General features: G+C 52.6%; 13 protein-coding genes. 9 read left to right on the top strand and 4 right to left on the bottom strand.

The window, feature by feature from the left end:
• Positions 1–11 precede the first annotated feature (11 nt).
• Positions 12–1,076 (top strand): branched-chain amino acid ABC transporter permease, encoded by a 1,065-nt coding sequence (locus ACO0LD_RS13435; RefSeq protein WP_423007964.1) that lies wholly within the window; start codon positions 12–14, stop codon positions 1,074–1,076.
• Positions 1,077–1,536: 460 nt separating this feature from the next.
• On the opposite strand, the gene ACO0LD_RS13430 is transcribed toward ACO0LD_RS13435, so the two are convergent.
• Positions 1,537–2,106: a GNAT family N-acetyltransferase gene (locus ACO0LD_RS13430; protein WP_423007538.1), complete on the bottom strand. Its 570-nt coding sequence runs from the start codon at positions 2,104–2,106 to the stop codon at positions 1,537–1,539.
• A 153-nt stretch (positions 2,107–2,259) separates the two neighbouring features.
• On the opposite strand from ACO0LD_RS13430, the gene ACO0LD_RS13425 reads away from it, so the two are divergent.
• On the top strand, positions 2,260–2,907 hold the full coding sequence (locus ACO0LD_RS13425; protein WP_423007536.1) for a DUF4272 domain-containing protein: 648 nt from the start codon (positions 2,260–2,262) through the stop codon (positions 2,905–2,907).
• Positions 2,908–3,118: 211 nt separating this feature from the next.
• Here ACO0LD_RS13425 and ACO0LD_RS13420 read toward each other — a convergent pair whose 3' ends face one another.
• Positions 3,119–4,081, bottom strand: a complete 963-nt coding sequence (locus tag ACO0LD_RS13420; protein ID WP_423007534.1) for a LysR family transcriptional regulator — start codon at positions 4,079–4,081, stop codon at positions 3,119–3,121.
• Positions 4,082–4,226: 145 nt separating this feature from the next.
• Between ACO0LD_RS13420 and ACO0LD_RS13415 the strand changes: the two genes are divergently transcribed.
• The 7 genes from ACO0LD_RS13415 (at position 4,227) to ACO0LD_RS13385 (ending at position 10,025) form a co-directional block, all read left to right on the top strand.
• Positions 4,227–4,829 (top strand): FMN-dependent NADH-azoreductase, encoded by a 603-nt coding sequence (locus ACO0LD_RS13415; protein ID WP_423007532.1) that lies wholly within the window; start codon positions 4,227–4,229, stop codon positions 4,827–4,829.
• A gap of 39 nt (positions 4,830–4,868) precedes the next feature.
• Complete coding sequence (locus ACO0LD_RS13410; protein WP_423007530.1) at positions 4,869–5,774, top strand: pirin family protein; 906 nt, start codon at positions 4,869–4,871, stop codon at positions 5,772–5,774.
• 204 nt (positions 5,775–5,978) lie between these two features.
• Positions 5,979–6,395, top strand: coding sequence for a DoxX family protein (locus ACO0LD_RS13405; protein WP_423007528.1), 417 nt, complete (start codon positions 5,979–5,981; stop codon positions 6,393–6,395).
• A gap of 374 nt (positions 6,396–6,769) precedes the next feature.
• Positions 6,770–7,615 (top strand): phosphonate ABC transporter ATP-binding protein, encoded by an 846-nt coding sequence (gene phnC, locus ACO0LD_RS13400; protein ID WP_423007526.1) that lies wholly within the window; start codon positions 6,770–6,772, stop codon positions 7,613–7,615.
• A gap of 26 nt (positions 7,616–7,641) precedes the next feature.
• Entirely contained in the window at positions 7,642–8,622 is a 981-nt protein-coding gene (gene phnD / locus ACO0LD_RS13395; protein ID WP_423007524.1) for a phosphonate ABC transporter substrate-binding protein, read from the top strand.
• Positions 8,623–8,626: 4 nt separating this feature from the next.
• Positions 8,627–9,436 (top strand): phosphonate ABC transporter, permease protein PhnE, encoded by an 810-nt coding sequence (phnE, locus tag ACO0LD_RS13390; RefSeq protein ID WP_423007522.1) that lies wholly within the window; start codon positions 8,627–8,629, stop codon positions 9,434–9,436.
• Positions 9,437–9,446: 10 nt separating this feature from the next.
• The gene (locus ACO0LD_RS13385; RefSeq protein ID WP_423007520.1) at positions 9,447–10,025 is read left to right on the top strand and encodes an HD domain-containing protein; all 579 of its coding nucleotides are present in this window, start codon (positions 9,447–9,449) and stop codon (positions 10,023–10,025) included.
• A gap of 61 nt (positions 10,026–10,086) precedes the next feature.
• On the opposite strand, the gene phnN is transcribed toward ACO0LD_RS13385, so the two are convergent.
• Both phnN and ACO0LD_RS13375 read right to left on the bottom strand, forming a co-directional pair.
• Positions 10,087–11,352, bottom strand: coding sequence for a phosphonate metabolism protein/1,5-bisphosphokinase (PRPP-forming) PhnN (phnN, locus tag ACO0LD_RS13380; protein WP_423007518.1), 1,266 nt, complete (start codon positions 11,350–11,352; stop codon positions 10,087–10,089).
• Entirely contained in the window at positions 11,352–12,560 is a 1,209-nt protein-coding gene (locus tag ACO0LD_RS13375) for an alpha-D-ribose 1-methylphosphonate 5-triphosphate diphosphatase (RefSeq protein ID WP_423007516.1), read from the bottom strand. Before ACO0LD_RS13375 ends, phnN begins: the two co-directional genes overlap by 1 nt.
• Between the last annotated feature and the right edge of the window lie 11 nt (positions 12,561–12,571).

Here is a 12,571-nt window from a genome sequence, read left to right as displayed (position 1 = left end):
ACATGAATGCAATGAAACAAATTCTGTCGGATGATTTTCCGCGTAACCGCTGGCTGGGGCTTATCCTGGTGGCGATATTTTTTGGGCTGGCTTTTGCCCCCTTCATCACCAGCGGCGCACGGCCTTTGAATACTGCCGCCACCATCTGTGTCTACATCGTGCTGGTTGCTTCGTATGACCTGTTGCTGGGTTATACCGGCATAGTCTCATTCGCTCACACCATGTTTTTTGGTATAGGTGCATACGGCATAGGCCTGGCGCTGGCCAGTGGCACGCCATCATGGGGACTGGCTGCTGTGGGCTTGCTGGCTGCATTATTGGTGACACTGGTGCTAGCCCTGATCGTTGGCCTGTTTGCCTTGCGTGTGCGGGCAATTTTCTACGCCATGATCACGCTGGCTGTAGCCTCATCCTTTGCTGTGCTGGCATCGCAATTGTCAGAGTTTACGGGTGGCGAAGACGGCAAGACTTTCAGCGTGCCTGCGATCTTGTCGCCTGCTTATCGCCTGTTTGAAGCGGAGATATTTGGCCGTGTTGTCGATGGCAAGGTGATTACCTATTACATCGTGTTTATAGGTAGTGTTCTGTTATTCCTGTTTTTGCTGCGCGTCGTCAATTCCCCTTTTGGCCGGGTCTTGCAGGCCATACGTGAAAATGATTTCCGTGCCGAGGCACTGGGTTACCGCACCGTGTATTACCGCATCCTGGCGAATTGCGTAGCGGCTCTGGTTGCGGCAATGGCGGGTGCCTTGATGGCCTTGTGGTTACGCTATGTCGGGCCCAAGACCATGCTGAGTTTTGAAGTCATGACAGATATTTTGTTGATTGTAGTGATAGGTGGCATGGGGACCATGTATGGTGCAGTGGTGGGGGCCACGCTGTTCATACTGGCGCAGAATTATTTGAAGAGTTTGATGGGCGCGGCATCGTCGTCTTTGGCTGATGTGCCAGTGCTGGCGAGTGCCTTGCATCCGGATCGGTGGATGTTGTGGTTGGGGGTATTGTTTGTGGTGTCGATTTATTTTTTCCCGGCGGGGATAGTGGGGAAATTGAGGGGAGCAACAAAGGCTGATTGAGGTATCCGTGAAATTGCCGTGCTTTTATTTACGTCGCTCCAGCGCAGGCTGGAGCCCAGTGGCGTTTGTTGCATTGCCGTACTTTGATTAAAACGATTGCGCTACGTGGATACAAGCCGGGTCTCGGCCCGGCGGCCGAAATACTTTCTTTGCGTCGCCAAAGAAAGTACTCAAAGAAAGGCGACCCAGGCGTAGCCGCCCCCTAAAGGGGGTTCCCGTTTGTGCAGTACAAAAAATGGGAAGGCCCGAAACTCGCCTGCGGCTCAAACAGCGGTCCTTCTTAATCCATTTTCTGTACTGCACAAACGGCGTCTACACATGGGAACTGCGGAAAGTCAAAAGCAACCCCAAAGCCAAACTCAACACCGATAGCAAGCTAACAGTTTATGTGATTTGTTTTTGCAACCGGCAGGCCATCTGCGTACTCCCCATACAAAGCCTGGCCTGCCGTCCTTGCAAATCAGTGGCTATCCTGTTTAAAACCAAACTCCCTGTCCAGCAAGGAATAGCATTTAAGATCAACATAGCGCCCATGTTTGTATTCGCATTCACGCAATACACCTTCCAGTCGGAAGCCGAGTTTTTCTATCAAACGCCAGCTTGCAATATTCTCTGGCTCGACCATGGCTTGCAAGCGGTGCAGGCCGAGGTGTTCAAAGCAATGGGTGATGATGGCTTGCAGACATTCTGGTATGACTGCCTTGCCCCAATGGTCTGGTGAGAGCCAGAAGCCGGTTTCGGCGCAATGGTGCTCCTGTTCCCATTCATGCAGACCGCAAGTGCCTATCAACTGGTCTGGTGACTCTTTGCTGCAAATGCCCCACCACAGGCCTGAGCCGTCCAGCCAGACCTGTTCATACCAGTCCATCTGTTCCTGGCTTGACGCCAGGGTGTCATAGCTGATGCCATAATATTCTGTGACACGCGGGTCGGATAAACCACGAAAAATCGCGGGCATATCAGTGGCGACGATGCGGCGCAGTTGATAGTTTGCGGTCTGTAATACGGGGAATGGTTTGGTTTCAGGCATATAAGCTTTGCAATAACAGGTAACAATCAGACATTCTAATGCCTGTAGAGGCACGGAGTTGCGCCGTTCTGTAACTCCTTAACAGAGCAAAATCTGGGATAATCCGTCTGCTCGTTATCAGCGAGTGAATTGATTAACAATATTGAAGAAATAATGAGCCCAGAGCAACGCAAAGAAGCTTCCGAACTGGAATTGCATAAACGTGGTATCCGCATCAATGTGCAATTGCATGTAATTGAGTCTGATGAAGAAGTGGAACTGCGCACGCCTGAAGAGCTGATGCAGCGCATGCTGGCCTTGTGGGCGGTGACTGCGGTAGCGGCTGGTGGCGACGTTGCACACTATCGCTCTTATCTGGAAACGCATGGTCTGAAGCCTTGTTTGTCGACACAGGAGCAGGCATTTTTGTTTGCAGATGACATCACTGAAGAATTGCGTACACAATTTGTACAGAGACAGGAGTCCCTGTATTTCCTGGCCTGGGCAGCGGGTTTGACAGACAAGCTGGCGGTTCCTACGCAAGCAGCTAACCTCAAGAAAATCCTTAAATTCTTCCCACATGCGATGGAAGCGCCCGCGCGTTTACAGGCAGCCTTGAAGCCGCGTCGCAAGGGACAGGTGCTGGATTGGTCGGATTTATTGTACCGCCTGCACTGGGCGGTTCGTCATGCGCATATTACCGGGCGCGATGCACCGGGTAATTTGAATGCAGATGCAGTGCGTGAATGGCATCAGGCTGCCAACTGGCTCTGTCAGTATGAAGAAGAAAATGACTGGGACAAGGTCAGCACAGAAACTTGAAGCAAGCGCCATGAAAAAAGATACTCAATAGGACTTGCGCAAAATTGTCCCAGCAAGGCCTTGCTTGGGAAATCTCCCTTGCAAGGGAGATTCGTTACGTCGGCAGGCAGCATGCTGCCTGAAACCCCGACTGCTCCGTAGCGACGAAGACAGTACTTTAGTACGGCTAGGAGCTGACAACGTAGCTGGGGCGGTTTTGCGCAAGTCCTATTCAAAAAGACTTGATGCTTTTGCGTTCTGTCTTGCAGGCATTCACTTCTTCCTGCACCTTCTGACAGCGCGGGCCTGAGAATTCAGCCTGCAAGGCATCCAGGAAAACCCGTGTGCGTGCAGGCATCAGGCGACGGCCAGGAAATACCGCCCAGACAGTGACTTCAGGCAGTTTCCAGTCTTCTAGCAAGGGCACAAGTTCACCCTTGTGTACATGCTGACCGGCAAAGTGGTCCGCCAGCATGGTGATGCCTTTGCCACGCACTGCCAGGCGCGTCAGCAATTCCGGCGAGTTGGCACTGGCCCGACCTGGTGGTATGCCTTCCCAGACCGCGCCATCTTTTTCCATACGCCAGATTGAGGGTTCGCCATTGCGGGCAGTCAGGCGCAGGCAATCATGCTCCATCAAGGCCTCTGGTTCGGCGGGTGCGCCATGCAATTTCAAATAAGCGGGCGAGGCATACAGGCCTATACTGAAGCGCACCAATCCCCGCGCAGCGAGTGAAGCATCATCCGGCAAGTCGCCGACACGGATGGCGACATCAAAATTCTCTCCTATCAAATCCACCCTGCGTGGTGACAAATCCAGCTCCAGGTTCACGGAAGGGTATTTGCTGATGAAGTCCGACAACAACTCCCCCATTTGATGATTGGCAAAATCACCAGGCATCGATACCTTCAGCCTGCCATTCGGCTCCGCCTGCCTGTGCTGGGTCAGCGCTAGCGTGGCATCTACTTCTTCCTGCACATGTTGTGCGTGTAGCAAAACATTTTGCCCAAGGTCAGTCACCGTCAGCTTGCGGGTAGTGCGCAAGATCAGGCGTTCACCGAGTTGAGCTTCAAGGGCAGATATACGGCGTGACAAGGTCGACTTGGGTACGCCCAGCCTCTCTGCCGCCTTGCTGAAGCTACCTTCTTCAACCACGCGGGCAAATAGCAAAAGGTCATTGGCTTCCAGTGTCATGGTCTATTCTCCACCCTATTTTCCTATTTTCCTATTTTCCTATTTTCCTATTTTTGGAACAATGATATCCATTTTAACGCCTTCCGGAATATTTTTGGAACGATTAAAGTACGTCCATCAACTCTTTATCTGAAAGGAACACAAAATGAACATCCTGCAAATCAACTCCAGCGCCCGTGCCCAAGCCTCTCATTCCACTCAACTGGCAAACAGCCTGGTTGAGGCTTTATTGGAAAGCTCCTCTGGCGCCACTGTGAATGTACGTGACCTGGGTAGTAATCCTCACCCCATACTTGATGAAACAGCACTGCAAGCCCTGTTCACACCAGCCGACCAGCGCACTGCAGAACAGCAAGCCCGCGTTGCCCTGGATGATGCATTGATTGCAGAAATTCAGTCCGCAGATGTAGTCGTGCTGGGTGCACCGATGTATAACTTTGGTATTTCGGCCCAATTGAAAAACTGGATAGATGCGATTTCCCGCGCTCAGGTGACTTTCCGTTATACCGCCAATGGCCCTGAAGGTCTGTTGACTGGCAAGAAAGTGTATGTGGTACTGACACGTGGTGGCCTGTATCGCAATACGCCAAACGACACACAAATGCCTTACCTGAAAACCTTCTTTGGCTTCCTGGGCATGACCGATGTAGAGTTTGTCTATGCAGAAGGTCTGGCCATGGGCCCGGATGCAGAAAAAGCATCTCTGGCTTCAGCACACCAGCAAATTAATGATTTACTGCCTGCTTAATCAAAAACATTGACGGGCTAATTACGAGGACGATGGATCATGGAAACGACAGATGTAGTTGCAAGCAATACAGCAGTTCAACAAGCGGAAAACGTAACAAATTCACGCGTGGTGGAGCAACTGGTCGCCGGACAGCCTACTTCAGATGGTGCCGGTGTCAAGCTGACACGGGTATTGACGCAGCCACTGCAATACCGGCTGGACCCCTTCCTCATGCTGGATGCGTTCGGCAGTGATGAGGCAGGTGACTACATCGCCGGTTTTCCCAGCCATCCGCACCGTGGTTTTGAAACGGTTACTTATATGCTGGCCGGGCGCATGCGTCACCGCGACAGCGCCGGTAATGAAGGCTTGCTGCAAAACGGCGGTGTGCAATGGATGACCGCAGGTCGTGGCGTGATTCACTCGGAAATGCCGGAACAGGAAGAAGGCCGCATGGCAGGCTTCCAGTTATGGCTGAACCTGCCAGCGAAAGACAAGATGATCGCTCCCTGGTACCGGGATATCCAGAGCGACACCATCCCTGAAGTGCTGACCGCAGCCGGTGTCAAGGTACGCATCATCGCTGGTGGCAGCCATGGTGTGGCAGGTGCCGTGCAGCGTGAAGTGACCCAGCCGCTGTATCTGGATATACACATGCCCGCCGGTAGCAGCTTTACCCACAGCCTGCCTGCCAGTTTCAATGCCTTTGTGTATGTCTATGAAGGCGAAGTGCAGATAGGCGAGCGTGAGGTGCCAGTGCAACGCATGGCGATATTGAAAAAATCGCCGGATGCGGATGGGGTGGTGATTGATGCGAAGGTCGATAGCCGCTTGTTGTTGATTGCCGGTCAGCCCCTGGGTGAAACGATTGTTCAGTATGGGCCGTTTGTGATGAATAGTCAGGCGGAAATTTTTAAAGCGATTAGTGATTTTCGTGAGGGTAAGTTGGTGAGTGATATTTGATGGAGATTACCGTAAATAGCACCCCTTGAAGCTGGCGGAATTTGCAGATCGTAGGTTGGGCTACGTTTCATCAGCCCAACACTCGGCCTCGAAGTAACGTATACGTTTATTAAACGCCCAGTGTTGGGCTGGTAAACCGTAGCCCAACCTACGAAGCCAGGCTCTCACTACCGATAATCAAAATCTACATGTAAGGAAAACAAAATGAAACAAACAGAAACCATAGGACCCGTCTTCGGTTCCTTCATTGCCCGCGTCCTGATCGCCCTGATCTTCGTGGCATCCGGTGCCAGCAAGATATCCGGCTTTGAACAAACCGTAGGTTATATCGCCAGCAAGGGCTTGCCCTTGCCCGCCTTAGGTGCAATTGCCGCCATCGTGGTGGAGTTGGGTGGTGGCCTCATGGTCATCGTTGGCTGGCGTGCCCGCTGGGCAGCGGCGGCAATGATCTTGTTCACGCTGGCAGCGGCTTTCATCTTCCATAATTTCTGGGGCGTACCAGCAGATGTGGCGCAAAACCAGATGATACATTTCATGAAGAATATCTCGATGGCAGGGGGGCTGCTGTATGTCCTGATACATGGCAGTGGTGGCTGGAGCCTGGATGGCCGCAAAGTCTAGCCTGATCAGTAATATCTTGCCCGGCTACAATAGATGAAAACAGCGGATTTGTCTGACGGCAAATCCGCTGTTTTTTTTAGGGGCTTACGAAAAATTGTCCCAGCAAGGCTAATGCTTCAGGAAACCTCCCTTGCTAGGGAGGTTCGTTGCGTTGGCAGACAGCATGTTGTCTGAAACCCCAACTACACCGCGGCGACGAAGACAGTACTTTAGTACCGAATTTTACTAACTACTGGAGCCGCAACGCAGCTGGTGCATTTTTTCGTAGACCCTGTCGTCGTTTCATCGTGCTGTAATCAAACCTTCATACGCCTGACATATTCTTGTCCAATACTCCCGTGGATTAGCTCAATTGTCCAGGCGGGGTAAATGCGATGAAGATAGAAATCAATGGGATTTCCAAAACCTTTAAAGGCGGCTATCAGGCGCTGGATAATATTGCGCTGACTTTCAAGCCTGGTGAGATGGTCGCGCTCATCGGTGCATCCGGTTCTGGCAAATCAACTTTATTGCGCCATATCTCTGGCCTGATCACGGCCAATGCCGACAAGAATGATATTCGCCTCGGCGAGCAGGTTTTGCAGGCGAATGGTGTGGTTGGCAAGCAGATACGTCATCTGCGCTCGCAAATCGGTTTTGTTTTCCAGCAATTCAATCTGGTCGGGCGTTTACCTGTGCTGACCAATGTTCTCACTGGTGGCATCGCCCGCATCCCGCTGTGGCGTAGCTGTTTCCGCATTTTTACCAAAGAAGAAAAAGCCCTGGGCCTGGCTGCGCTGGCGCGTGTGGGTATTGCTGAACATGCTTATAAACGTGCTTCAGCCTTGTCTGGCGGCCAGCAACAGCGTGCAGCGATTGCCCGCACCATCGTGCAACAAGCCAAGGTAATCCTTGCAGATGAACCGATCGCCTCGCTGGACCCTGAGTCTGCCCGTCGTGTCATGCAGACTCTTGCTGACCTGAATCGTCAGGACGGTACTACCGTTGTTGTCTCTTTGCACCAGGTCGATGTGGCTTTTCGTTTTTGCCCGCGCACTGTTGCGCTCTCGCGTGGTCGTGTCGTGTATGACGGCCCTTCCAGCGAACTGACAGTAGCCATGTTGCGCGACCTGTATGGTGCAGAGGCAGAAGAATTGCTCAATCCTGTATCAGTCAACACGGCAACTGCTACACCTCTCGTCGACTCACTCTCTTTACCCACTCTCGCGGCTGCCGCCTGAGTTTTTTTCTCTTCAGGAGTATTTCCATGTTTCGTCAATTCGTGCGCAGTCTGACCCTGGGCCTGGTGATGGCCGCAACTGCTAATGCTGTCATGGCAGAAGATGCAGTCAAGACTTTGAACTTTGGCCTCATCTCTACCGAATCTTCACAAAACCTGAAACAGGACTGGCAGCCAGTGCTGGATGACATGAGCAAGAAGCTCGGCATCAAGGTCACGGCCTTTTTTGCCTCTGACTATGCTGGCGTCATCGAAGGCATGCGTTTCAATAAAGTGCAGTTCGCCTGGCTGGGTAATAAGTCGGCTATTGAGGCCGTCGATCGTGCCAACTCTGAAGTGTTTGCGCAGATGGTAAATGCTGATGGTACTCTGGGTTATTACAGTATGATCAGCGTGCACAAGGACAGCTCCTATCAAACCATGGAAGATGTCTTGAAAAATGCCAAGAATATGAATTTCGGCATAGGTGACCCCAACTCCACTTCCGGCTTCCTGGTGCCCAGCTATTATGTCTTCGCACAAAATAATGTGAATCCCAAGACAGCTTTCAAGACTGTGCGTGGTGCCAATCATGAAACCAATATTCTGGCGGTTGCCAACAAACAGGTAGATGCCGCTGTGCACAGTTCTGATACGCTGGATCGTATCAAGGCACGCCAGCCAGAAACAGCCAGCCAATTGCGCCAGGTTTGGAAATCACCTTTGATCGCTGCGGATCCCCTGGTATGGCGCAAGGACTTGCCAGCCGATATGAAAACCAGGATCAAAGATTTCTTCGTCAACTATGGCAAGACTGGCCCTGATGCAGCGCGTGAAAAAGCACAACTGGCCAAGCTGACTTTGGGTGGCTTCCAGGATTCCAGCAATGCCCAATTGAAACCTGTACGCCAGCTTGAATTGTTCAAGGAAAAAGTCAAGATAGAAGCAGACGTCGCCCTGAATGCAGATGAAAAGAAAGCCAAGCTCGACGACATCAACCGCAAACTGAACGACATCGCCAAGTCTTGATAGCATGAACAGCACACCAACAGCCCGCCCGCAAGTCGTCATGAATTTACCGGAAGCACCCAAGCGTGATACCGGCAAATTATTGGTCTGGGGCATAGTCCTGGCCATACTTGCCATGTCCTGGCAGGGCGCTGACATGCGCCCTCTGGAATTACTGCGCGACAGCGGCAATATGCTGACCTATGCTGCCAGCTTTTTTCCGCCAGACTTTCATGAATGGCGCATCTATTTGCAAGAGCTGTTGGTGACTTTACAGATTGCCGCCTGGGGAACTGCCCTGGCCGTAGTCTGTTCCATCCCTCTGGGTTTGTTGAGTTCGTCGAATATTGCACCAGCCTGGGTCAGCCAGCCTGTACGTCGCCTGATGGATGCTGCGCGCGCCATCAATGAAATGGTGTTTGCCATGCTGTTTGTGGTAGCGGTTGGTCTTGGGCCTTTTGCCGGTGTGCTGGCCTTGTTTGTGCATACCACGGGTATCTTGTCCAAGCTGTTTTCTGAAGCGGTAGAAGCGATAGACCCGCAACCAGTAGAAGGCATACGTGCCACCGGAGCCCATGCTTTGGAAGAGATAGTCTATGGCGTCTTGCCGCAAGTCATGCCATTGTGGGTGTCATTCGCCCTGTATCGCTTTGAATCAAATGTACGATCTGCCACAGTCGTTGGCATGGTCGGTGCCGGTGGCATAGGCGTGATCTTGTGGGAAGTCATACGTGCCTTCCAGTATGCACAAACCTGTGCCGTATTGTTGATGATCGTGCTGACGGTCAGCATGATAGATGTGATTTCTTCCCGCCTCAGAAAAGTTTTTATTTGATATGTCTGATATGCAAGCGAAAAAACACCAAATCGTTCAGGGGATCAATCTCCCGCAAGTCATAGACTGGCTGCAAAACCGCGCCGGTGGTTTGTATGGCGGTGAAGCCATCACCCAGCTCGAGCATGCCCTGCAATGTGCCAGTCTGGCCATGGAAGAAGGCGCAAGCGATGCCCTGGTCATTGCTGCGCTCTTGCATGACCTGGCGCATATGGCTGACGATGAAACCGATGAGACTTTCCCGCATGGCGAGTTGGCAGCCTTGTTGCTGGCGGAGTTGTTTGACAGGGATGTGACCGAACCGATACGCATGCATGTCGATGCCAAGCGCTACCTGTGTGCTGCAGATCCCCTATACTGGTCAGGCTTGTCCCATGCATCGCAACGCAGCCTGATCTGGCAGGGTGGCCCATTTTCAGTGACGCAAGCGACTGAATTCATAGATCAGGCCTATGCCGAAGATGCAGTCAGACTGCGTCAGTGGGATGACACGGCAAAAGTGGTCGGTGCCAAGACTGTGGATTTGCAAGTCTTTGTCGTGATGATGGAGAAACTAAGTCTGGAATTTGCCCAGGCTGAAACTGTGTAAAGCAGTAATGTGCGGCATAGAATGTGCAACACAGATGGCTGCACACGATGCAGTACCAATTCTACTCTTTAGCAAATATCTTTAACAGCTTTTGACCCGCCACATGTATAGGCCCGCTATTGTCTATGCAGATAATATCCTGGTCATCAGGAACGGTAAATTTCAAACCCCGGTCAAGACGGTTCAACAAGGCCGCACCAGACTCACGCTGGCGTTTTTCCATGCGCTGTCTGATTTGTTCGGGATCAGCCATGATCCAGATGATGCGCGCATCGGGGAATAGCTGGCGCAGTTGAGGCAGGTATTCACGTGACCCATTGACGATGACATCCTGACCGCATTTGAGCTTGGCCTCGATATTCCTGCGTATCCCATAGCACAGGCCATTGGCTTGCCACTGCATGCAAAAGTGACCGGCGGCAGCGGCTTGCCAGTAGGCTTCCTGATTCAAGACTTCATGCGCTTCACTGTCGTGGGCAGGACGGGTGATAGCCCGTTGCGCAAACTCCAGTGCCGCATTGACGGGCAGGTTCTCTTTGACCCAGTGCAGCAGGGTATCCTTGCCCGCGCCTGAGGGGCCAACGACAAAATACAGGCGGCCAGCCGCAGGCAGGGATTTTTGTTGCACCCTGGCCTGGAACGGGAAACGCATCCAGAAGTTCAAAGGCGCACCGGGCCGTTCTTCACGGAATATCGTCAGCGCATCAATATCTAGTGGAGTATTGTCCAGCAGGCGTGAGAACTGCTGTTCTGCTGCCTTGCGCAAGGCATATTGTGCATCGGCATCCACCTCCAGCAAATCATCGCTGAGTGTCAGGTGGAAGCGATATTCTTCTTCAGTGTAGGGATAACCCCATTGCTGCAATAGCGCTTCCTGCCTGGCACTGAGACCAGCATGACGGCGCTTGGCCAGGTAGGTCGCATCAGGGGCGCGGCGCAACAAGTCAAAATAACTGACGCTGCGCATGGCCAGGGCATTGATCTCGGCTTCATCGCCATGCGGGCGCAATGCCAGGAAGTTGCCCATCATGCGCACCTGCACTTCCCTGATGCTGATGACAGGCTGCACTTTGGCAAAGGCACTGGCCATCTGTATCAGGTCTGCTTCCTGGAAGCCTTCGAGTAAGTTGAACGGGGCTTTCAGCGTCGCATGAAAACCATAGCGCCTGGCTTCACTGGTGAGCTGGCTAAGCAAAATATCTGGCACGCCATTGATATGTGCTTGCGGTATTTTCCCGGCGTGCATGGGGTCGCGCCCCAGCCAGCTGGCACCGGCTTGCCACCATGGGCTGTCCGGTGCCGGGGAAAAGTAGAGAGCATAGCGCATCAGGCTGCCAGTTCCAGGGTTTGCTGATATTGCAGTCGTTGCGGCTCGGCGCAAAATACCAGCTTGCCAGCGGCGATGGTGGCAATCAGGCGTGGGCTGCCATCGGCCTGTTTCTCTATCATGAGAATGTCGGCACGCTGACCAGCAGCGATATTGCCCCTGTCATGCAAGCCCAGTACGCGGGCAGGATTCAGCGACACCAGTTGCCAGGCCTGTGCCAGGCTGCAGACATCTTCCTGTTCCAGACGGAAAGGCGCATGCAGCAAGGCCGGGTAGTAATAGTCAGATGCCAGCGTGTCACACAGTCCGCGCCGCACTGCATCGCTGGCTGAAAGTCCACCGCAATGGCTGCCACCGAGCAAGACATTTGGTGCACCCATGACGACATGGTTGCCTAATGCCTTGGCGGCCTGCAAGGCTTCTTCCGTCTTGGGGAATTCACTGACATCAACGCCCAGTTCCTGGAAGCGCTCCCTGTCCATACGGGTTTCATCATCATGCGATGCCATGGCGATACCACGCTGGCGGCAAGCTGCAGCCAGTTGGCTTATTGCCTGTGTAACTTTGGGTGAACGCGACTGCGCTTTGTGCAGACGTTCCAGAAAACCGGCAACATCGCAACGCGCACGTTCAGCATAGGCAACCAGCTTTTCTGGAGACGCACTTTTTTTCAGGATGGAAGGGAGGTGTTCATTGAAGGCAAAAAAGGCAATCAGGCCAGATTCTATCCAGTTCAATGCATCATTCACACCATCCAGATGGTGGTTTTCAAAACGCAGATGTATCAGGTGATCTGCATGCACATGGGATTTTTGTGCCGCTACTTGCTCTAGTGTTGCCAGTGCTGCTTCACGCCCACGCAAACCGCCTTCCCAGGAGAAGGTCAGACCATGGCAGGCGGTAGTAATGCCATTGCTGATCAGTTGTCTGTCGGTATCTGCAAAGGCAATATCGTAGGCAAAGCTGGTGGCTGGACGTGGCTGTAACTGGCGCTCAAAAGCATCGCCATGAATATCGACCAGACCGGGCAGTATCAGCAAACCTGTGGCATCAAAAAACTGTTGCTTGCCACCATGCTGTGAACTCTTATTGCCAATGGCAGTAATGTTCAAGTCATGCAGATATATGCTGTCTTCAGACCAGCCAGCGTGGCCATTCTGGTCTTGTTGCAAATACCTGCCGCCCTGTATTGCGATATGCGTTTCCATCCTGATCCCCT

This window comes from Undibacterium sp. Ji83W, from assembly GCF_049340385.1.
Taxonomy (GTDB): Bacteria; Pseudomonadota; Gammaproteobacteria; order Burkholderiales; family Burkholderiaceae_D; genus Undibacterium.
Note: the sequence above shows the minus strand (reverse complement) of the source record. Positions and strands in the feature narration are given on the sequence as shown.